14 protein-coding genes are annotated in these 22,192 nt (G+C 40.8%); 7 read left to right on the plus strand and 7 right to left on the minus strand.

The genetic code is table 11. From position 1 onward, the window contains the following. Positions 1 to 103: 103 nt before the first annotated feature. Complete coding sequence (locus ACHFIZ_RS04980; protein ID WP_410883451.1) at positions 104 to 2,671, minus strand: zinc-dependent metalloprotease; 2,568 nt, start codon at positions 2,669 to 2,671, stop codon at positions 104 to 106. Positions 2,672 to 2,753: 82 nt separating this feature from the next. Further along, complete coding sequence (gene holA / locus ACHFIZ_RS04985) at positions 2,754 to 3,779, minus strand: DNA polymerase III subunit delta (protein WP_410883452.1); 1,026 nt, start codon at positions 3,777 to 3,779, stop codon at positions 2,754 to 2,756. 44 nt (positions 3,780 to 3,823) lie between these two features. On the opposite strand from holA, the gene ACHFIZ_RS04990 reads away from it, so the two are divergent. Further along, positions 3,824 to 4,285, plus strand: coding sequence for a type I restriction enzyme HsdR N-terminal domain-containing protein (locus ACHFIZ_RS04990; protein ID WP_410883454.1), 462 nt, complete (start codon positions 3,824 to 3,826; stop codon positions 4,283 to 4,285). 9 nt (positions 4,286 to 4,294) lie between these two features. Here ACHFIZ_RS04990 and ACHFIZ_RS04995 read toward each other — a convergent pair whose 3' ends face one another. Continuing rightward, complete coding sequence (locus ACHFIZ_RS04995) at positions 4,295 to 6,967, minus strand: valine--tRNA ligase (RefSeq protein WP_410883456.1); 2,673 nt, start codon at positions 6,965 to 6,967, stop codon at positions 4,295 to 4,297. A 108-nt stretch (positions 6,968 to 7,075) separates the two neighbouring features. On the opposite strand from ACHFIZ_RS04995, the gene ACHFIZ_RS05000 reads away from it, so the two are divergent. Then, positions 7,076 to 7,960 (plus strand): DMT family transporter, encoded by an 885-nt coding sequence (locus tag ACHFIZ_RS05000; RefSeq protein ID WP_410883458.1) that lies wholly within the window; start codon positions 7,076 to 7,078, stop codon positions 7,958 to 7,960. A 251-nt stretch (positions 7,961 to 8,211) separates the two neighbouring features. Beyond that, positions 8,212 to 10,248 carry a M13 family metallopeptidase gene (locus ACHFIZ_RS05005; RefSeq protein WP_410883460.1) on the plus strand — a complete coding sequence of 679 codons (2,037 nt, stop codon included), beginning with the start codon at positions 8,212 to 8,214 and terminating at the stop codon, positions 10,246 to 10,248. 21 nt (positions 10,249 to 10,269) lie between these two features. Here ACHFIZ_RS05005 and ACHFIZ_RS05010 read toward each other — a convergent pair whose 3' ends face one another. Next, positions 10,270 to 13,353: a glycosyl hydrolase gene (locus ACHFIZ_RS05010; protein WP_410883462.1), complete on the minus strand. Its 3,084-nt coding sequence runs from the start codon at positions 13,351 to 13,353 to the stop codon at positions 10,270 to 10,272. Between the two features lie 87 nt (positions 13,354 to 13,440). Then, on the minus strand, positions 13,441 to 13,779 hold the full coding sequence (locus ACHFIZ_RS05015; RefSeq protein WP_410883464.1) for an MmcQ/YjbR family DNA-binding protein: 339 nt from the start codon (positions 13,777 to 13,779) through the stop codon (positions 13,441 to 13,443). Between the two features lie 99 nt (positions 13,780 to 13,878). Here ACHFIZ_RS05015 and mnmD point away from each other — a divergent pair, with 99 nt between their 5' ends. From mnmD to mazG, 4 genes are all read left to right on the plus strand, one after another. Continuing rightward, complete coding sequence (gene mnmD / locus ACHFIZ_RS05020) at positions 13,879 to 14,559, plus strand: tRNA (5-methylaminomethyl-2-thiouridine)(34)-methyltransferase MnmD (RefSeq protein WP_410883466.1); 681 nt, start codon at positions 13,879 to 13,881, stop codon at positions 14,557 to 14,559. Between the two features lie 138 nt (positions 14,560 to 14,697). After that, a complete protein-coding gene (locus tag ACHFIZ_RS05025; RefSeq protein WP_410883468.1) occupies positions 14,698 to 15,651 on the plus strand; it encodes an aldo/keto reductase in 954 nt (317 codons plus the stop codon). Between the two features lie 3 nt (positions 15,652 to 15,654). Further along, entirely contained in the window at positions 15,655 to 16,761 is a 1,107-nt protein-coding gene (locus ACHFIZ_RS05030; protein WP_410883470.1) for an AI-2E family transporter, read from the plus strand. Further along, positions 16,762 to 17,568 carry a nucleoside triphosphate pyrophosphohydrolase gene (mazG, locus tag ACHFIZ_RS05035; protein WP_410883472.1) on the plus strand — a complete coding sequence of 269 codons (807 nt, stop codon included), beginning with the start codon at positions 16,762 to 16,764 and terminating at the stop codon, positions 17,566 to 17,568. Here the strand turns inward: mazG and ACHFIZ_RS05040 are convergent. Then, positions 17,565 to 18,857 carry a DEAD/DEAH box helicase gene (locus tag ACHFIZ_RS05040; protein WP_410883474.1) on the minus strand — a complete coding sequence of 431 codons (1,293 nt, stop codon included), beginning with the start codon at positions 18,855 to 18,857 and terminating at the stop codon, positions 17,565 to 17,567. The two genes, mazG and ACHFIZ_RS05040, sit on opposite strands and share 4 nt — an antisense overlap. A gap of 96 nt (positions 18,858 to 18,953) precedes the next feature. After that, entirely contained in the window at positions 18,954 to 22,187 is a 3,234-nt protein-coding gene (locus ACHFIZ_RS05045; protein WP_410883476.1) for an error-prone DNA polymerase, read from the minus strand. Positions 22,188 to 22,192 lie beyond the last annotated feature (5 nt).

The following is a 22,192-nucleotide window of genomic DNA, read 5'->3' on the forward strand; positions in this document are numbered from 1 at the left end:
TAAAGCTAATCATAAACTGATAGAATCACTAAATAGAATACTTAGAAACAAAAAAGCAGCCACTTTCGTGACTGCCTCAGGAATTATCAAACCTAGGGGGAGATTATTCTTTGTTTTTAAATGCGCTGTCAATTCTATCTGTCAGATCTTCTAAATGGTATTTAGACAACCCTGTGGCGCTTGAAGTAGATGCCTTTATCGCTGTATTTAATTCACGAAGCTGACCTTTTGCAACTGAAACAACATCGCCTTGTGTTGACGTAGTCCCCAAAGTAACACTACCACCTCGTACAATAATCGTACTCGTTACAGGCGTAGCTGGATTAACGATAGCAATAAGTTTGTCTACATAACTTTTTTGTAGGTTACGACGATATACATCGATGGCTGCGTTAGATTTCAATTCTGAGAAGATCGATGCCTGCATATCTGTAAAGAAATCTGTGATCTTATAAGCAGTTGCACCATCGGCAGCTTCCGCATTTATCAACTTATTTAAGGTGGTGCTGCTTACCAATCGTGACAAGGTAGGTGCTTGCAATCTTGATATCACCGTTGTAGGATCCTCACCAATTTTATCAAGAACTGATTGATCCAACACCCACTTAGGTGTGGTAAACAATTGCGCGTCTAGAAATGCCATTGCCTCTTTCTGATTTATTGCAGGAGTACGTTGGTAGATTTCACCACCCTGCTCAATTGTTTTGGGAGTTTCAAATACACCACCAATGTTTTTAGAAACATGTCCCATGTACCTTCCAAGTTGAGTGGTCAATTGTCCGTACATCGTCATTAAATTATCATAACCTTCATTCTTAGCTTCAGTCCATTCAGGAAGTTTAACAAGGATTCTTTTCAGATTTTTAATACCGTAACTACTTGAGATCATTGCGTTATCACCCAAATCTTCGCTCTGTGAACGCGGATCGTCAGGATTAATCTCCGTACCAAACCAAAGGCGATGGTTTTTCAACTTCTCCATAGTCAATTTGTTTAACACAGGAACTTCAGCAGTCGCCGTTTTAGCATCAGGAAGCATTTTATATCCCCATTCAATTGCCCACAAATCGTAGTCACCAATACGAGGGTAAATACCTTTAGGTTTAATGTTGTCTTCTGGTTGAGCTACATAGTTGAAACGGGCGTAATCCATGATAGATGGCGTATGTCCATTAGCCTCAACGAACGCTTTATCACGTAGTTTCTCTGACGGAGTTGTTGAACTTGAACCATAGTTATGACGCAGACCTAAAGTATGGCCTACCTCATGTGAGGATACGAAACGGATCAGATCGCCCATTAATTCTGGACTAAATTTCATTTTCTGAGCTCTCGGGTCAATAGCAGAAGCCTGGATCATGTACCAATCATGAACAAGTTTCATTACGTTGTGGTACCAGTTGATATGACTTTCCATGATTTCGCCACTGCGTGGATCTGAAATACTCGGACCACTTGCATTTGCAATCTCTGATGGCTTATACACGATGGCCGAGTGACTTGCATCATCAAGGCTCCATGTAGAATCCTGTTGAGCTGTTGGGGCCATTTTTGCCATGATGGCATTTTTGAAACCTGATTTTTCAAAGGCTTTCTGCCAGTCGTTAACGCCAGCCATCAAATAAGGAACCCACTCTTTTGGAGTAGCAGGGTCAATATAGAATACGATTGGTTTAACCGGCTCTACTAACTCGCCTCGTTTGTATTTAGCCATGTCAGCCGCTCTAGGCTCTAACCTCCATCGCTTGATCATGTCAATATCTTTTACACCTTGAGAGTTTGAATCGAAATCGGTATAACCAACAGTAAAATAACCAACTCTAGGATCAAAATAACGCGGCTTCATTGGTACTTTTGGTAGAATCACCAAAGAGGCGTTCAATTCTACAGTTGACGAACCTGACGGTACGCCAGCTCCAAAGCCTGCAGGTGCTGCTGCACCAAATGGATTCGGAGCTGCAGTTAGTGTGTAGGTTTTAACCACATTGATCTCTACGTTAGTAGGAAAACTTCTTACGCCAAGAACGTAACTTCTGTCGGACAATTGCGTACCTAATCTGAAGTTCGTTTTTGCTGCCGGAGATCCGAAATAAAAGATCTCATTGTCACTATTGATGTAATCAGTCATGTCAATTACGCTACCTTTTTTATTAGGAGAATAAGCAGCTATGTTAAACGCCGCAGCGATTGCCTGAATATTAGAACGCTGTAAGTTTTGATACATTGCTGTTGTACTGTCCGGACCGTAAGTTCTATAAGATATCTTACGCATGAAAATCCTGTTAGAAGGACCTTTCTCGAAACGAATCACTGTACTACCGATTTGGTCGCCAGCATAGCCTGAAGCAGAACGTACTTCTGAACCCGCCTTTGATATTCTACTCACTACCAGGATATCACGTCCTAAAGTAGAATCTGCGATCTCGAAAAAAAACTTATCATCCAGTTTGTGCGTAGTGATCATACCTTTACGGCTTACAGCCTTGTTGGTAATCACCTGATCATAAGGTTTTGGTTGTGCTTTTGCCGCGCCTGGGAATCCTATTCCTCCAGCTTTTTTTGTGGTGTCGCTCGTTGCGGGCGTAGTTGTTGGGTTAGTTGGCCTTGTTTGCGCGTCCGCCGCTGAAATTGCGGCTACAGACAATAAGGTTAACAATAAAATTTTTTTCATGAAATTTAAGTTCTGTTAGTCTTCGTAAAGATAAGATAGTCCATTTTAAATAAACCGTCATTACTATAACTTTGCAGTTACATTAGTGCAGGATTTTAAATAACAACTCCTTTAACAGCTCTCCATCGGAAGTGTTCCCAGTGCTATCCACACCCTTGCTCTTCAAATCGTACTCCCTCATCAAACTAATGGTCTCAAAAGTTTTATTTAGACTATAATTTCGCGCAGCGGTTTCAAAATCCTTAATAAAATATGGATTTACTCCTAATTCTTTAGCCGCATCACCCTTATTTTGCAAGTAATGATACTTAAGAATCTTTGAGAAATAGGCATTAAGATTCGCCATTACCATAACTAGGGGATTTGCTTTCGGATTATCCCCAAAATAAGTAATAATCTGGTTGCACTTTAACACGTTTTTTACCGCGAGCGCTTTCTGAAGTTCAAATACATTATATTCTTTGCTAATGCCAATATTCTTTTGCACCAGATCGGTGTCAATAGTGATGTCCTTGCTAATGTTGAGAATCAGTTTCTCCACCTCATTAGAGATTTTTGAGAGATCTGACCCCAAATATTCAGCCATCAGAGCTGAGGCTTGTGGAGCAATCTTATAACCTTTTTCGTTGACAAGGTTCTCAATCCACTCCGCAAGTTTATAGTCCCTAACAAGGTCTGATTGGAACACCAAACCACTCTTGTTAATCACTTTAAAAATCTTCTTGCGCTTATCGAAATTAGCATATTTGAAACCGAGTACAAGAATGGTACTTGGCATAGGCTTTTCAAAGTAGTTTAGTACAAACTCAGCTTCTTTGCTGCTTCCCTCTATCTCTTTGGCCCACTTGAGATCCTGAGCTTCCTTAACTACCACAAGCTGAAAATCTGACATCATTGGGTAGCGCTTTGCAGCATTCATGATGGTAGCCATGTCTGTATCCTTACCATATAAAATGGTCTGATTGAAACCACGCTCCATTTCGCTCAGCACATGCTGCTCCATATAATGAATGATCTGGTCAATATAGTAGGGTTCTTCACCATGCAATAGGTACACCGGTTTAAACTTCCTTGCTTTTATATCTCTGATGATCTCTGCAGCACTCATATATTCCTCAAACTTAGCTATTTTTTTTGCCTATTTTTACAGAAATGTCATTTACACCAATCCCACTTAATCTGCCCCAGCACCCTTTTAAAATTACCCTAAAGGACTCCAGACATTTTATTTTTGACGAAGTGAGGAAAAAACATTTGGTACTTACCCCCGAAGAATGGGTTAGACAGCATTTCATCCAATACTTGATTTCAGAAAAAAAATTCCCAAGATCATTAATACAAATTGAGGCGGGATTAAACCTCAACCAGTTACAAAAGAGAACAGACATCGTGATCTTTAGTCAAAACGGCGAAAGGGTCATGGTTATTGAGTGCAAAGCTCCAAGCGTAAAGATTACCCAGAAAGTTTTTGATCAAGCCTCCAGGTATAACTCTATTCACAAAACAAACTGGCTTGTGGTGACAAATGGCCTGCAACATTGCTACGCAAAAATAGACCACGCGAAGGAAAGCTTCGCCTTTGTAATGGATTTGCCGATTTATCAGGAATTATAGGCCGCGCTATTACAGCGAGGCTAGACTTTCTTCAATAATCTTGACCTTTCCTTCTGCATCTGCTTTCTTATTTCGCTCATTTTGGATGATTTCGGGCTTCGCATTCTGAACGAATCTTTCGTTATTTAACTTAGCGTCTACAGCTTTCAGAAATCCTTGCAGGTATAACAGGTCGGCGTTTAAACGCTCACGTTCGGCATCTGCATCAATCTCCTCGTTCAAGTGAACGAAGAACTCATCATTACCCACCATGAATGTAACTGCTCCAGGAATCTTCTCTTTCACGAAATCCACCTGATTGATGTTTGCAAGCTTATAGACAATGTTCAGCCATTTATCGTATTCGAGTGTCGAATTGAGTTTGATGGCCAATGGCAACGCTTCTTTAGGGGAGATCTGTTTCGCATTTCTAACATTACGGATCTCCGCCACTAATCCTTTAATAGTTTCTACTTCTTTCAAAAGAATCAGATCTGCGTGGCCAACTTTCGGATAGCTTGCTACAATACAGCAATCCAGTTCCTCAGTATGACCAAAGATCTCATCATGCCACAACTCTTCAGTTAAGAACGGCATAAATGGATGCAAAAGTTTTAAAATTCTTTCGAAGAATCCAATGGATACTCTTAGGGTTTCTGCATCGATCGGATGCTGATATGCAGGTTTTACCATCTCCAGGTACCAAGCACAGAAATCATCCCATACTAATTTATAACAGGCCATTAACGCTTCGGATAACCTGTACGATGCAAAGTTGTCCTGAATTTCGCTCAAGGCTTCATTGAAACGGCTCTCAAACCATAGCATGGCCTGTTCGTTAGGATTCGCTAGCGTGTCGTCCACTTCCCAACCCTTAACCAATCTAAAAGCATTCCATATTTTATTGGCAAAGTTTCTTCCCTGTTCGCAATAGCTTTCATCGAACATCAAGTCGTTACCTGCCGGAGAACACAAGAGCATACCTACCCGCACGCCATCGGCGCCATACTTTTCTATTAAGCCAATAGGATCAGGTGAGTTACCCAGGGATTTAGACATCTTTCTGCCTAGTTTATCCCGAACAATACCGGTCAGGTAAACATTTGTGAAGGGCTTCTGACCTCTAAACTCATGCCCTGCCATGATCATTCTTGCTACCCAGAAAAACAAGATTTCCGGAGCAGTTACCAAATCATTAGTTGGATAGTAGTAATTGATGTCTTTATTGTCTGGGTTTTTGAAACCATCGAACACCGATATCGGCCACAACCAGGAAGAGAACCAGGTATCCATTACATCAGGATCCTGGTGTAAAAACGGAGCCAACTGATGTTTGAAACCCGCAGCTTCCGCTTCTGTGAAAACGCCATCCAAATCTTTGAGTTTTAGAAACTCATCTAATGCTTCTTCTTTGGTTTTAGCAACAACCCAATTTCCTTTATCATCATACCATGCCGGGATCTGTTGTCCCCACCATAGCTGGCGACTAATATTCCAATCCCGAACATTCTCCATCCAATGACGGTAGGTGTTTACAAACTTTTCAGGAATCAACTTAACATCGCCATTTAAAACATCTTCCAATGCAGGCTTTGCCATCTCATCCATTTTACAAAACCATTGCAAAGAAAGCTTTGGCTCTATAGCTGCGTCTGTACGTTCGGAAAACCCAACCTGCGACTTATAATCTTCGACTTTAGCGAGGTGACCAATTTCATCTAATAATACGGCAATCTTCTTTCTCGCAACGAAACGATCTTCGCCAACCAGCACTACAGCTAGTTCGTTTAGTGTTCCATCATCGTTAAGAATATCGATTACAGGTAATTTATGTTTTACACCAAGTTCATAATCGTTAAGATCATGAGCAGGCGTTACTTTTAAGCACCCGGTACCGAAATCCATCGTCACGTATTCATCCTCAATTACAGGAATCTCCCTATTAATTAACGGAACAAATACAGTCTTACCTTTTAAATGGGTATACCTTTCGTCGTTAGGATTAATACAGATTGCTGCGTCAGCCATTATAGTTTCAGGCCTGGTGGTAGCTACCGTTATGAATTTAGGTTCTGCTGCATCAGAACCAGCCACTAAATAGTTAATGTAGTATAGTTTTTGGTTGACTTCTTTACGAATTACCTCTTCATCAGACACGGCTGTTTTACCTGCCGGATCCCAGTTCACCATTCTAATACCCCGGTAGATTCTCCCTTTTTTGTAAAGATGAATGAAACTATCGATAACCGCCTCGGAAAGGTCATCTTCCATTGTGAAGCGTGTACGCTCCCAATCACATGATGCACCAAGTTTTTTTAGTTGCTCCAAAATTATCCCACCATACTTCTCTTTCCATTCCCAGGCATACTTCAAAAACTCTTCTCTTGTCAAGTCCTTTTTGCTGATGCCTCTTTCTTTAAGCATAGCCACCACTTTAGCCTCCGTAGCTATAGAAGCATGATCTGTTCCCGGTACCCAGCATGCATTTTTACCCATCATTCGTGCTCTGCGAATCAGAACGTCCTGAATGGTATTGTTCAACATGTGTCCCATGTGAAGCACGCCGGTAACATTTGGTGGAGGGATAACTATAGTATAGGGCTCACGCTCATCTGGCTCTGAATGGAAAAAGTTCTTTGACATCCAATAGCTGTACCATTTGTCTTCAGTTGCTGTCGGATCGTATTTAGTAGAAATGCTCATTTTGTTCGAAAAAGTATCGGATTTGAACTGCAAAATTAATAAAAAAAGATCATTTAAGGTTCTGTATAAAGTAATCTGTAAGCTTTTGAGATATTGTAACTTTGAACTGTGAAAAATTTCTTAATCGGTGTTCTGTTTGCAATGTTGTGGGCATCGGCATCTGTAGCAACAAAATTCGGAATCCTTTCTGCACCTCCTTTGGTGCTTGCCAACATCCGCTTCTTTTTGGCTGGCATTCTTTTGTTGGGCTATGGTTATTCGTTTAAAAAAAATGCATCCTACAGAATGCCAAATAGGATGGAATGGAAACACCTTGCCATTTTCGGAGCCTTAAATACTACTATATATCTCGGACTGTACGTTTACGCTATGAAGTTTACTGCGGCAGGAATTGGTAGCCTAGCCACCTCAACTAATCCATTACTCATCGTGTTGTTCTCCTCCTTGGTAATGGGTCGCCGCGCGGAGAAAGATGAAATCTTAAGTATTTTTATCAGCATGATCGGCATTGGGATTGCCACCTACCCATTGTTAAAAGATAGCAGCACTTCATTTCTTGGACTTTTGTTGCTGGCATTAAGTATGATCTCGGTTTCTTTTGCGAGTGTTTACTATGCTAGCGTAAAGTGGCAGCTGCCGAATATTCTAATCAATGGATGGCAGGTTATAATAGGGGGAGTATTGTTGCTGCCGATAACGTTACTATTTGGCGACTTCTCCTCAATTATATTCGATAAGCATTTTATATTTGCCATCCTATGGCTTAGCATTGCTGTTTCTGTAATTGGTTTGATCTGCTGGTTCTACCTGCTCAAAATTGATACGGTAAGAGCCTCGCTCTACCTTTTCCTATGCCCCTTATTCGGATTTATCTATGCTTGGTGGCTGATGGACGAGCCCATCACTGTTTACACCATAATTGGAACATTCTTAGTGGTGTTCGGACTATTTCTGGGTCAGCGTAAGAAATTCCGGAAAGCTGTTTCAGTATAAGAATTTAAAACTATCTCTACATTTATTTACGCTTTAACACAATAATATATGTTAAATAATGTTAAATAGTCATAAAAAGCAAACTCATGAAAATTGTAAATGTCTTTTCTTTAACAGTTACTATCCTCAAAAAAGTAGGCCTTACCAAAATCTATTATTGGTTCAATAAGTAATATTTTCATTAGGTAGATTAGTTGCAAATCTCAAACCTTATTTTTACTTCTGTATTTTAACTATACCCTAACTAACTTATGGATATCAACAAATTCAAAGGATGCTTTGCAGTTCTTGGCATTTTGGTCGCAAGCTATTCTGCCAATGCTCAACTGCCAGCTAAACTTATTGATCCTGCTAACATGGATCTGAGCGTTAAACCTGGAGATGATTTTTACAATTATGCAAGCGGTGCTTGGGTAAAAAACAATCCTGTTCCTGCTAAAGAAACCCGTTGGGGTACTTTCAATGCCTTAAGAGATTTCAATGCGAACGCTGTAAGGAGTATTGTGGAAGAAGCCGCTGCAGATAAATCTGCTCCCGCCGGATCTGTAAAGAAACGTGTTGGTGATTTCTATGCTGCTGCAATGGACAGTGCAGCGATTGAGAAGCTAGGTTATTTGCCAATCAATGCTGATCTCGAAAAGATCAAGCAGATCAAGACTTTGCCAAACATTCTGGATCAAGTTGCTTATATGAGAACATCAGGCACAGGGGGACCAATGTTCGGCTTTGGCGTGGGTCAGGATAGAAAAAACGTTACAAAATACCTGCCCCAGTTGAGTCAGGGCGGAACAACGCTTCCAGACCGCGACTACTATTTGTTAGATGATGCAAGAAGCGTAAAGATTCGTGAGGCTTACAATACCTACATGAACACCTTATTTACACTTACTGGAAGTAGTCCTGCCGATGCGAAAAAAAAGGCAATGACAGTAATGGCGATAGAAAAGCAGTTTGCGGAAGCACAAATGTCGCGTCTGGAGATGCGTGATCAATATAAAACCTACAATAAATATACGGTTGTTGATTTCAGTAAAACTACATCCAATATCGATTGGAAAAGTATGTTTACTAAGTTCAAAGTTGCTGGTCAGGATACCGTGTTGGTTTCTGCACCAAAGTTCTTTGTTAGTTTAAATGGCATGCTAAAAACAGTACCTGTCTCTGATTGGAAGACATACTTGGAGTGGAACGTTTTAAAAGCATCTGCTGGTAATTTAAGTTCTCCTTTTGTAAAGGCAAGCTTTGCATTTAGTCAGGCGCAAAGTGGTCAGAAGGTGGAAACTCCGAGATGGCAACGCATGTCTAGCTTAACGGATGGAACTATTGGAGAGTTACTGGGCCAACTTTATGTTGCCAAGTATTTCAAACCTGAAGCTAAAGCCAGAATGGCGGTATTGATCGATAACCTAAGAAAAGCCTTCGAAATTAGAATTAAGGGTTTGGATTGGATGAGCGAGGTAACGAAGCAAAAAGCATTAGATAAATTACATGCTTTCGTTCCAAAGATCGGCTATCCAGACAAATGGAGAAACTATGATGGGTTAGTGATCAATGGAGCTACCTACTTCCAAAACCTTCGTAACGCAGGTGCATGGGGATATAATGAGATGATTGACCGTCTTGATAAACCAGTTGACCGTACCCGTTTTGGCATGACACCCCCTACCGTTAATGCATCTTATAGTCCTACTATGAATGAAATTGTTTTCCCGGCAGGAATTCTACAGTTTCCCTTTTTCGATGCGAATGCTGATGATGCTGTGAATTATGGTGGTATTGGAGCAGTTATCGGTCATGAGATGTCTCATGGTTTTGATGATCAGGGAAGTCAGTACGATAAAGAAGGTAATCTTCGCAACTGGTGGACCGATGAGGATAAAGCAAAGTTTGATTTAAAAACAAAGGCACTTGGTGAGCAATTCGATGCTTATACGATATTGGACACGATCCACGTAATAGGTAAATTGACTATGGGTGAAAACATTGGCGACCTTGGTGGCTTGAATGCAGCTTACACCGCATTTAAGATGACAAAACAGGGTCAGTCTGAAGAAAAGATTGATGGATTTACGCCAGATCAACGTTTCTTTTTATCTTGGGCACAAGTTTGGAGAGGCAACATCCTTCCGGAAACTGCAGCTCAATTTATAAAAACAGACCCGCACTCTCCTGGTCCATATAGAACAATTGGTGCACCAGTTAATATGGATGCCTGGTATAAGGCTTTCAGTGTTCAACCTGGAGACAAGTTGTATAAAAAACCAGAAGACAGAATAAGAATGTGGTAAAAAAGTTCTACAAAAACGACATCACTTTTTTACTATAGAAACAGGCCCCAGCAAGCCCGATTTGAACAGCGGGGAGTCTTTGCTATAATGCTTAAATGTTGTAAATGAAAAGCGCTTGCCAGGCCTGGGCAAGCCTTTTAACAACCATTCTGGCCATTTGCCATTTTTGATACCATCGTCAGGTAGTTGTTCATCCCCAATTAGTCTATTTGGCCAAAGGTTAGCGACTTCAATTTCCAGCACATTGTTTTTTGCCCGCAATGCATTGCTGATATCAACCTGCCATGGAGCTGTCCAGACTACGCCTAGGTCTTTCCCATTTAGCTTTACTTTGGCCATATTCTTAACCTCACCGAGGTCCAGAAACCAATTGCCTTTTGCTGCACTTCCCGAGCTAACCTCCATAAATCCAGATGGAGTGTCAAATTGTTTTTTATACACTGCAATTCCCGAGTAATACTTGATGCCTTTATCGGCACTTTGTGACCAATCTTCAAGCTTATCAAAAGTTGTTGATTTTGGTCCTCCCCATTTTGGATCAAAGCTTAGTTGCCAAGAACCTTCCAGCACAGTTTTCGATTTTGCAGAAGCAAATAAAGAAGCTGGAATCATATCTTTCACACCCTGATCAGAAAACAGAATGAAATAGCTTTGGAATGGCTCAAACCTTAAATCAATTGAAGAAACCTTGCTCATTTGCGGTGGTACATCCAAATCTATAACCTTCCCTGTAACCGCGTCCAATAATACAGGTTTTCTATTTCTGTGATTTCTGAATTTTCCAATAACTGTAACGGCTTTATCAATTCGGTTTGAAACAAAATAAATATCAAAATCTTTAGAAGTCCGATGGGTATAACGTATCGGCCCATTGGACTCGAAATCCAGAGAAACGTCCATAGACCTAAGTATCTGCGCTGTTAAGTCGTAATGTGGATACAAGAAATCTAGTTTGGTTTCTAAGTCCCCACCCCATATAACCTTACCTTTGCCAAAAGTCTTCGTAGTTTGTTTCGATGGCGGCTCAGTTCTACCCCATATTTTAGTAGCTTCCGCTTTTACAACTTGATCAGATTGCGGGTAACCGGTTAAACCCGGCGTTTGTTCGGGTGGAGAACCGACGATTACAGCCCCAGCAGCTATCAAACTTCTAAGCTTATCCAGCAACTTTGGTGTCATTGTTTTCACCACGGGCAGAACCAGAATACGGTAAGATGCACCACCAGGAAAAACAATTTTACCATCATTTACACTGGCTTTATACAATTGACTTGGCGCACAACCATCAAAATTAAACTCCTTTCTATCCGGCATAGCGACATCGTTCGTCATGGCAGAAAGGGGTGGCTTGAACACATGAGGCGAACCTTCAGGAGTTAGGTAAAGTATATCGGCAACAGCACTACCTTGTTGCAAAAGATATTGTGAACGTGACAGGTATTCATGGTAGGCGCCCGCCATTGGCCACCAAGTCTGGTTCCTGTTCCATTGAACGCCATACGGACCCATGGTCATTCCAGGTTTTAAGGAATCAGGAAGAGTTTGGTTCTGGAAGGTGTGGAAAACGAATCGGTTGATACCCGTAGCAAAAGCCCAGTCACCTTGATTTTTCATAGAAGCGGGGTACTGTTTCCAACCTTCATTATTCTGTGCAGTAAAAGCTTCTGCCGGCACGAGCGAAATGCCGTTAACATGCGCAATTGAAGTCGCTTCTATACAGCTGAAAGCAGAATTAAAACCCAAACTGGCGCTCCAAAACTCAGCCATAGGCACGTCAGCTATCGCTCCAAGTTCCAGGTCTGAATTGGGATTCATATCGTAGGGTTCAATCGAAAGACCCATTCCGTTTTTGTTCGCATACTGCTTTACATACCCAGCGTGATTTTGTAATACAAGCTCCTGAGCAGTCTGTCTTAAATCCCAAAGAAAACGCTCGCTCAATGCTATACTTTCGACTACAGTTCCGTTATATGCAGGGTAAAAAGGAAGTGGGTCATAACCCCTTCTTATGATAAATTCTTCTCTAAAACGACCAGTCCAATTCTGGGCACCCATCTCCCAGCTGTCCATATGCAGCATTTTCAATCCGCCGATGCTGTTTTTAAAGTTCTTACCGACCTTCTTCATCAACACCCCTGTATAGTGATCAAGATGATTCCTCATTGCAAGGGTATCAAACTTATCAGCTTCAAAGCCTAAGCCGGGATAGGGTGCAGGCCTGGTGATGGCGCCATTATTACGCTTACCAAATCTTACCACAATCCAGTTTCCAAACGGTACCTCCCAGTCAAGTTCACCGTTCGCCTTCATCTTGTCGGTAAGGTCAATAATGTCCTTTTTTAGAATGGCCGATCCGGCGGGTACACTTTCATATTTTGTAGAATAAGATAAGTAAGGTTTCACACCTGGTGCAGAAGAATAAGGCGCTCTGTAGTACAACGCTTTTTCGCCAATATCTGAAATTAAGGGCAAGTCAAAAGGTTTTTTACCATCCGGTGCCGGATAAGCCAGAACCGCCACATCTTCATAATAGTCGTTCCATTGCTTTTTCAGCTCCTCGGTGAAAGCACCCTCTCCAAAAAAGGGAGGCTTTGATTTAGGGATAGGCAAGATTATTCTTGTCCTGTTATTTTTGTCGACAATTGTGGTAGACGAAACGAGATGTAACATAGATTCACTTGCTTTTACCCAAGGACCGCCGCTGCCTGTCCATCCTGGCCCAATTCCTAACGTCATGGCAATATCCAGGCGTTCGCATTCGCTAACCGCATGCGTAAACATCAACTGCCATTCATCGCTTAAGAAATCAACCTTCCCTCTTGGAATCCCAACGTTAACTTCTAAGAAGATGAGATTCCCAATCCCAACTTTCTTCATGGATTCTAAGTCGGCAGTTATCGATTCCTTAGTCATATTGCCATCCATAAAATACCAGTATACGCCTGGTTTGCTTGACGCGGGCGGATTAAGAAATCCTTTGATCAACGAAGACGTACTTACTTCTTTACTGATCTTTGTACTGCAACCATTTACGGAAAGCAGGAAAAGCAAGGTAAATGATATTAACAGGTATTTAGTAGAAAATCTTTTCAATTGGTGTGTCATTTGGAAATATTTTTTTGTACGATTGTTTGAAACATAAGGGACCTATTCTCTTCCTTTTTAAACGTGCTACCAACGGTTAGGAAAATTTTAATTTTCATATTTGGCTTGTATTTTTTTACTTAGTTTTTTTAGCACCAGAGATCGGGATGATGCAATGCATTGCTTTAATTCCTTATCTGGCATTACTTCCAGACTATTAATAGCGACCCAGTGTCTACGTGCAAAATGTGGAGCTTGACTGATACCATGTCTTGCTATAAATGCGTCAAAATCATTGGGATCACATTTAAAGCAAAGCGTACCATCATTAAGGGAAGTAATAACGAATATCTTCTCCTCAACCATAAAACAAAGAAGCTCCCATTTCATACCCTCAGTTGTTCCATGTAAGCTGAGACAATAATCTCTAAAAGTTTCTATATCCATATTTATTCAGTCGTTGCAGATGTTTAATAGCCCTTGAACCCTAAAGTTAAAAGTATATGTGTAATTGCACCACGCTTCGGGCATTTTATTATGTTTGTAATGATGAATAAGATTACGCCAACAGCCGACGGATCAAATACTTTATTTAACGAGAGTATTGGTGAACATTATCACTCCAAGCATGGTGCCTTGCAGGAAAGCAAACATGTATTTATTGCAGCAGGTTTACAGCACGCAGTGGACACCTTTACAGGGCAAGAAATTAAAGTTTTAGAGGTAGGATTTGGGACAGGATTAAACTTTCTCATGAGTGTTGCATATGCTGATTATCACAAAACCAAATTGAACTATACCGCATTAGAGGCCTTTCCACTACGCTCTGATGAACTGGAGTCTACCGGCTACAATCAGTATGTACTGCCCAAGATTTGGAATGGTATGATGCTGAACTATGGTAAAGCTATGCAACAATCGGTCGAAATTTTACAAGGGCAAAACCTTAGAATAATTCACACCTACCTGCACAGATATCAGACAGCTGAACAATTTCACATTATCTACTTTGACGCGTTTTCTGTCCAGCATCAACCGGAAATGTGGACCGATGAGATCATCACTCATGTTTGTCAGTTTCTAAAGCCTGGTGGAATTTTTGTAACCTACGCAATTACCGGCAAATTAAAGCGTGCATTGAAAAGTATCGGTTTTACCATTGAGAAATTGCCAGGGGCAGTTGGAAAGAGAGAAATGCTAAGGGCCACAAAGTCTATGGCATTATAATTTAACTCTTGAATCCTTTTTTAGCTTTCTTAAAGATTTTTTTGTAAATAATTTAGGATTCGGAAACATCAGGTCATTACAATTGTTAAATTGCTCTGGCAAACGTCTCTATAAAGACCTATTAAAGCCTCAATTTATATGAAAAAAAGACAATTAGGCAATACAGACCTCGAGGTATATCCCATAACATTCGGCGGAAACGTTTTCGGATGGACCATCGATCAGGAAACATCAGTTGCCATTCTAAATGGCTTTACAGATGCGGGATTTAACTTTATAGACACCGCAGATGTGTACTCCAAATGGAAGCCGGGGAATCATGGCGGGGAATCTGAAACCATCATCGGGAACTGGATGCAGGAAAAGAAGAACCGAAAGAACATCATTATTTCGACTAAAGTTGGATCCGATATGGGTCCCGAAAAAAAGGGTTTATCAAAAAAATATATTATTCAGGCGGCAGAAGATTCGCTCAAGAGACTTAAAACAGATTATATCGACCTTTACCAAACGCATTTTGACGACCTAGAAACACCTGTTCAAGAAACGCTTGAAGCTTACGACCAACTGATAAAAGAAGGTAAGGTGAGGTGGATTGGTGCCTCAAACATTTCTCCGGAACGCCTAATCGAATCCCTTGAAACCTCAGAACGGTTGGGCTTAGCTAAATACCAAACCTTACAGCCAGAATACAACCTTTACAACAGAGAGAATTATGAAACTAATTATGAGCAGATCGTTTTAGACTACAAACTGGGAGTACTCAATTATTACGCATTGGCTAGTGGATTCTTGACTGGAAAATACAGATCAGAGAGTGACCTGAACAAAAGTCAGCGGGGTAGCGGGGTGAAGAACTACCTTAACGAACGGGGCTTCAAGATCCTTAAAGCTCTAGACATTGTATCAGAACAATACAGTGCTAACCAGGCAAGTGTTGCGTTGGCCTGGTTAATAAAACGCAATTCAATCACTGCTTCTATTGCAAGCGTAACCAGCTTAGTGCAACTTGAAGACCTGACAAGAGCAGCCGCATTAAAACTGAACATGGAAGACATTGAAATATTGGATGATGCAAGCGATTATAAATAAGCTATGAGAACTGTTCCCTTTTACGCTAAACTCGCACTGATTCTATTCTCCTTAGTTTGCCTTGGTTATCTGGCTATACTTGGTCAGACATTACTCGCGCCGCTAATGACTTCCTTTTTGCTGGCTCTACTCCTCTTACCCCTTTGTAACTTTCTAGAAAATAAGTGTAGGTTTAAAAGAAGCATAGCATCAATAGTCTCTGTTATCTTGATGATTGCGGTAATTTCAAGTATAATTTATTTTCTGGTCAACCAACTGACAGATCTTTGGCAAGACTGGCCTCTATTAAAAAAGCAGGCAGAAATTTCCTTTCACGATGTCCAGATGTGGATTTCAAGAACCTTTAATGTGAATACCAAAAAGCAGATAAATTACCTGCAAAATAGTGCTACGAGCGCCTTGGCAACTAGCGCCACTGTATTAGGAGCCACATTGCTTACCCTATCTTCTACTTTATTATTTTTATCGTTTTTGCTGCTATTCACCTTCTTTATTCTCAATTACAGGGGGATATTATTCAAGTTCTTAACCTCCGTTTTTGCTGAAGAGCATACCCAGAAGGTAAGCGATATCGTACAAAGGATTCAATACATAATCAAGAAATACATCACTGGACTCTTTCTGCAGATGTTGATTGTTAGCATCATTATGATATTCCTGCTTTGGATTTTAGGCGTAAAGTATTCTGTACTTTTAGGGCTTATAGCGGGGATTTTTAATATCATTCCTTACATCGGTATCTTCAGTGCACTGCTGATCAGTATTATCATCACTTTTGCGACTGCCGGAGCAGCTAAAATGCTATTGGTTATCGCGGTTTTTGCCGGAGTACACGCTATTGACGGCAATATACTGATGCCTTTAGTGGTTGGGTCTAAGGTTAAGATAAACGCATTATTTGCGTTTATAGGTATAATAGTCGGGGAAATGATCTGGGGAATTTCAGGAATGTTTCTTTGTATCCCCTATATGGCTATGTTAAAAATTATCTTCGATCGCGTAGACCAACTTCGCCCATGGGGGATTTTACTAGGTGGAGACGAAAAACCGAATAAGAAGCGGAAGGTCTATAGAATTACAAAGAATATCAAATTAGAAGAACAAGAATAAATGCCAAACAATATACCGCCTGTCACAGCCGAAAATCCAGCATTAGCTTTTGAAAGATTACTGACAGTTCTTGATACTTTACGTACCGAGTGTCCATGGGATAAGAAGCAAACAATGGAAACATTGCGCCACCTTACTATCGAAGAAACCTACGAACTTTCTGATGCCATATTGGAAGGAGATTTACCGGAAGTAAAAAAAGAACTTGGTGATGTGATGATGCATCTTGTATTCTATGCCAGAATCGCCTCAGAAACTAATGAGTTCACTATAGTTGATGTTTTAAATGGTGTCTGTGATAAATTAATAAGCAGACATCCTCACATCTATGGTGATGTGGAAGTTCTTGATGAACACGAGGTAAAGCGAAACTGGGAAAAATTAAAACTTAAAGAGGGAAACAAATCGGTTTTAGGGGGCGTTCCTAAGGGCCTGCCTTCTTTGGTAAAAGCAAGCAGGATTCAGGAGAAGGCGCGCGGTGTGGGGTTTGACTGGGACAATAAAGAACAGGTTTGGGAGAAAGTGGAAGAAGAGCTTCAAGAGTTTAAGGACGAATACAACTTAGCTTCCGATCAGGAAATAGACATTGAAAAAGCGGAGGGAGAATTCGGCGACTTATTATTCTCGTTAATTAATTATGCGCGATTCATTAATATCAACCCAGAAAATGCGCTTGAAAAAACAAATAAAAAATTCATAAAACGCTTCCAATACCTTGAAGAAAAAGCAAAAGAAAATGGAAAAGCATTGCAAGATATGACACTTGCTGAAATGGATATCTACTGGAACGAGGCAAAAAAGTTCTAGCCGTGCTTTTTTTTCATGGTCATCTTCGCTTTTTGTCCGATGCCATAATTATAGTCTTTTGTGTTGCTCTCTTTTTTATCATGATAAGCGCCACCTCCTCTGGGATCCTCAAGGTTTTCTTTAGATGTTTTAAGTTTGGCCGATTTAGCAGCTTTATCGATAATAAGACCTTCTGGCAAATCCATTAGAGGTATTTTTGCCCCGATTGACTGTTCCAGCTTTTTGATAGCTATAAGCTCCATATCTGTCGCAAATGTAATTGCGACAACTTCTTCATCAGCAGACTTAACGATTCTATTCAAAAATATTTCCTTTTTCTCAGGCACCTCCAAATGAAAGAGGAATGGAATTCCAGAGAGGTCCAATGTATTTGAAGATCCTTCGTTTGCAACTATCAAAATTCTCGCTTCTGGTGTTTCTTTGAAATCTTCGATATGATCGAAACCTGCCTCATCAAAAAACAAAGGATTCAGTACAGAAACATCTCCTGACTTACGTGAAGGTAAGGATTGACCTAGCTTTTGAGCAGTTAAACGGGTGTTTACAAAAACTACAACCTTATTGAAAACATCATCATCACGCAGCATCAAGTCAAGCAGGTTCAGTTTAGTTTTGAAATTCGGAACCTGGTACAAAAGCAGCCCGTGTGTTTCAGCGGTTTTCTCTCCCAGGTCTTCCACTTCCAACGTAGTTGGTAAGCTTAAAAATTGGTCAATCATCTGATTTAGTTTGTCATGGACAACCGTTGTGAAAATTAGGTGCTGACACTTACCAGCACTCCGGGCAAGTTCACAAACAGGCAGTTGCATTCCCTGTTTTACAATTACTTCAGCATCATCAACGATGAACATCTGCAACCTGTTTAGGTTCAGTCCAAGCTTCAAATAGATGGCACGGGCCCTTGTTGGCGTCGATACCACAATGTCTACACCTTCTAAAAGGTCTAAGACCTGTTCTTCCATCCCACTCGTTCCATACATCCCAATGATGCGTAAATTCCTGTTTCCGCTAAGGATTTTGAACTGTTCAATTACAGCTAATACACGCTCCTGATCGGGAACAAGTATCAAAACTTTAGGTGCTTCGTCTGTACTGTATTTCAGCTTCATCAAAACACCAAGCACGTAGGTAGTGGTTTTGCCAAAGCCATCAGGGCCTACAGCAATTATATCCTGACCACCGAGGATTCTTGACATACTTTTAGCCTGGATTTCTTTCGGGGAAAGATATCCAGCATCTGTCATGGCGGAAACTAGTTGCTTGCTTAATTTTAATTTATCTAAAGACACAGTTTTTTTATTTAATGATGAAGCTGTAAATTTAAGCATTCCTAAGTCAAATCTGTCTTTAGCCTGCAAATACTGTCTTGAGATGGTTTCAGTGCACTATTTAAAGTTTCTTGCAGGAGGAAAAACTTCCTTCTCGACTTGTGTTCTCACTTGAGTTCTTTTGTGCTCCACAGGGAAAGGAGATCTTTCATCTGCTTTGGATAGGTTGAGCAATGGCAAATTATCATCATTTCGTACTGTTAAACCACGTAAGAGTTTTGACAAGTCGAAACAGCGTTGAACAATAACATGTACCACCTGGCCTTCGCGCTGAAGCTTACCTTCTACCATAAGCAAGCGGGAATGCAGAATCTCCTTTCTATACTTTTCAAACAGATTCTTAAATACGACGAGATTAGAGAAACCAGTCTCGTCTTCAATTGTAATAAAACAGACCCCACCGGCAGTACCTGGACGCTGTCTGACCAATACCAACCCCGCCACCTTAATAAGTTTACTGTCTGAAGTATCCTGAGTTTCTTTAGTAGATAATATATGTAACAATTTCAATTTCTCTCTCACAAAACTTACTGGGTGGGCTTTTAAGGACAACGAAGTTGAGGCATAATCCTGAACCACATGTTCAGAAGAACTCATCAACGGCAATGAGACCTGTGTTTCCAGCGCACTTTCAGAAGGTTGACCTTCAAATAATGCTAATGGCCTATCTTGCAACGCCGAAACCTCCCATAGGGCCTGTCTCCTATCGAGACCTAAAGATCTGAAGGCATCAGCATCAGCAAGCCTTTCCAATGTACCTTGACTAATTCCAGCGGTTCTGATTTCGGTGATGCTATGATAGCTTTCTAATCGTTCAGATATCAATAATTGCACATCCTCTTCCTTAATCCCTTTGATTTGTCGGAAACCCAGCCTCAACGCTCTATAAGCACCTACTTTTTCTTCAAGTGTATTGTCCCAATCTGAAAAGTTAACATCAATTATCCGAACTTCAACATCATGGTTTTTAGCATCAATAATAATTTGCGCAGGCTGGTAAAACCCCATCGGCATACTGTTTAATAAAGCCGTAGCAAAAACATCCGGATGGTGACATTTAAGCCAACAGGAGACATAGACCAGCAGAGCAAAACTGGCAGCATGGCTCTCCGGAAAGCCATAGCTTCCAAAGCCTTCCAGTTGCTTAAAGATTCGCTGAGCGAATTCTTCTGAATAGCCATTCGCCGTCATACCATCAACAAGTTTTTTCTGGAAACGGCTAACCATACCTTTGAACTTAAAGGTTGCCATACTTCTCCTAAGCTCATCAGCTTCGGTTGGAGTAAAATTTGCAGCAACCATAGCAACTTTCATTGCTTGTTCCTGAAACAATGGAATACCTAAAGTCCGTTTTAGGATCTCTCTAAGCTCTGGAGACGGATAGGTAACATCTTCCTGATTATTTCTTCTCCGAAGATATGGATGAACCATGTCTCCTTGAATAGGCCCTGGACGCACAATAGCGACTTCAATCACGAGATCATAAAAGCACCTGGGTTTTAACCTTGGAAGCATAGACTGCTGTGCCCTGCTTTCAATTTGGAATACCCCAATGGTATCTGCCTTACAAATCATATCATAGACTTTTTCATCTTCTGTTTTATTTATTCCAGCCAGGCTGAGATCAAGGTTATAATGTTGCTTTGCAAGGTCAAATCCCTTTCGAATGCAGGTGAGCATTCCTAAAGCCAACACATCAATCTTTAAGAAACCAAGTGCATCGATATCATCCTTGTTCCATTCTATATTGGTACGATTCTCCATGCGCGCATTGAGTATCGGGCATAACTCTGAAAGTTTACCTTGTGTAATGACGAATCCCCCTGTATGTTGACCTAATTGCCGGGGAAACCCGATCATCTGCCCTGTTAGCTGCAAAACTTTTCGAAGTAAAGGATCGTCTGGATTCAGGCCTTGCTCCAGTATTCTTTCTTTTTCAAACCATTCATCAGTAAATTCCCATATTGAAGAGGAAAGGCGGTTAACGGTATCTAAAGACAACCCCATCGCTTTGCCTACGTCTCTAATCGCACCTTTTTGGTGTTGCTGGGTTACTGTAGCTACTATCGCAGCCCGCTCCCTCCCGTATTTATTGTAAATGTATTGCATCACCTCCTCTCGTCTCTCATGCTCAAAATCGACATCAATATCAGGGGGTTCATTTCTGGCAGAGGAAATGAAGCGTTCAAACAAAAGATCAAACTTTGTGGGGTCAACAGATGTAATGCCAAGACAATAGCAAACTGTAGAATTTGCCGCCGATCCCCTACCCTGACAAAGAATCTTCCTTTCTTTAGCAAACCGTACAATATCAAACACTGTCAGGAAGTACGAAGCATAATTCATTTCCTCCATAAAGTTTAATTCGTGGTTTATCGAAACTATCATTTTATCCAAGATACCCTCAGGAAATCGTTCTTTAGCACCTTCCCAGGTAAGAAAAACAAGCTCTTCCTGAGGAGTTCGACCTTCCGTAGTAAGTTCTTCAGGATAATTATATTTTAAACTGCTTAGAGAAAACTGGCAACAACTTGCAATGAATTGCGCATTTTGAATAGCTTCAGGGTATTGCCGGAAGAGCCGATGCATTTCTTCGATCGATTTCATGTGGCGTTCCGCATTTTGATGAAGCCTAAAACCTGCATTATGAATGGTGCATTTTTCCCGAACACAAGTTAGCACATCTTGCAACTCCCTCCTTGAAGGATCATGGTAATGAACATCATTAGTGGCTACCAACGGCACATCTAATTGCTTAGACAGCTGCGAAAGTCGGAATATTCTTTTATGGTCATCGCTCTGATAGGTTCTGAGCACAGCAAGATATAATGAAGCCCTTAATTTCGACTTATACTCCTTTAAATGCTGACTAAAGTCAGGCTCTATTTGAAAAGACTCGTTTAATGAGTCAGGTGGGATTGCAATAAACAGTATCCCTAGAGCATGTTTATAAACATCAGATTTATACAAGTGACACTTGCCTTTTTCTGCTCGAAGATTACCTACAGTTAAAAGTTCAGCTAACCTGCTGTAAGCTTCTTTGTTTGTTGGATAAGCGAGTAAACTTGGCCCGTCAAGTAAATCCAAACGACAGGCAACAATGATCTCAATTTCTTTATCCTTTGCCGCAGCATAAGCACGAACAACGCCAGCAAGCGTATTTCTATCGGTAATGGCAAGTTTTGCATATCCAAAAGCTACCGCCTGCTCCACCATTTCTTCGGGATGAGAACCCCCTCTTAAAAAGCTAAAGTTTGTAGTAACTTGTAATTCAACATATTTAATTTTCATGATTT

The sequence above is a fragment of the Pedobacter sp. JCM 36344 genome, assembly GCF_046546555.1.
Taxonomy (GTDB): domain Bacteria; phylum Bacteroidota; class Bacteroidia; order Sphingobacteriales; family Sphingobacteriaceae; genus Pedobacter.

Excerpts from the sequence above, each read along its gene's own strand:
- ACHFIZ_RS05045 (WP_410883476.1), bottom strand. The coding sequence starts at position 22,187 with ATGAAAATTAAATATGTTGAATTACAAGTTACTACAAACTTTAGCTTT.
- holA (WP_410883452.1), bottom strand. The coding sequence starts at position 3,779 with ATGAGTGCTGCAGAGATCATCAGAGATATAAAAGCAAGGAAGTTTAAA.
- ACHFIZ_RS05010 (WP_410883462.1), bottom strand. The coding sequence starts at position 13,353 with ATGACACACCAATTGAAAAGATTTTCTACTAAATACCTGTTAATATCA.
- ACHFIZ_RS04980 (WP_410883451.1), bottom strand. The coding sequence starts at position 2,671 with ATGAAAAAAATTTTATTGTTAACCTTATTGTCTGTAGCCGCAATTTCA.
- ACHFIZ_RS05025 (WP_410883468.1), top strand. The coding sequence starts at position 14,698 with ATGAAAAAAAGACAATTAGGCAATACAGACCTCGAGGTATATCCCATA.
- ACHFIZ_RS04995 (WP_410883456.1), bottom strand. The coding sequence starts at position 6,967 with ATGAGCATTTCTACTAAATACGATCCGACAGCAACTGAAGACAAATGG.
- ACHFIZ_RS05005 (WP_410883460.1), top strand. The coding sequence starts at position 8,212 with ATGGATATCAACAAATTCAAAGGATGCTTTGCAGTTCTTGGCATTTTG.
- mnmD (WP_410883466.1), top strand. The coding sequence starts at position 13,879 with ATGATGAATAAGATTACGCCAACAGCCGACGGATCAAATACTTTATTT.
- mazG (WP_410883472.1), top strand. The coding sequence starts at position 16,762 with ATGCCAAACAATATACCGCCTGTCACAGCCGAAAATCCAGCATTAGCT.
- ACHFIZ_RS05030 (WP_410883470.1), top strand. The coding sequence starts at position 15,655 with ATGAGAACTGTTCCCTTTTACGCTAAACTCGCACTGATTCTATTCTCC.
- ACHFIZ_RS04990 (WP_410883454.1), top strand. The coding sequence starts at position 3,824 with ATGTCATTTACACCAATCCCACTTAATCTGCCCCAGCACCCTTTTAAA.
- ACHFIZ_RS05015 (WP_410883464.1), bottom strand. The coding sequence starts at position 13,779 with ATGGATATAGAAACTTTTAGAGATTATTGTCTCAGCTTACATGGAACA.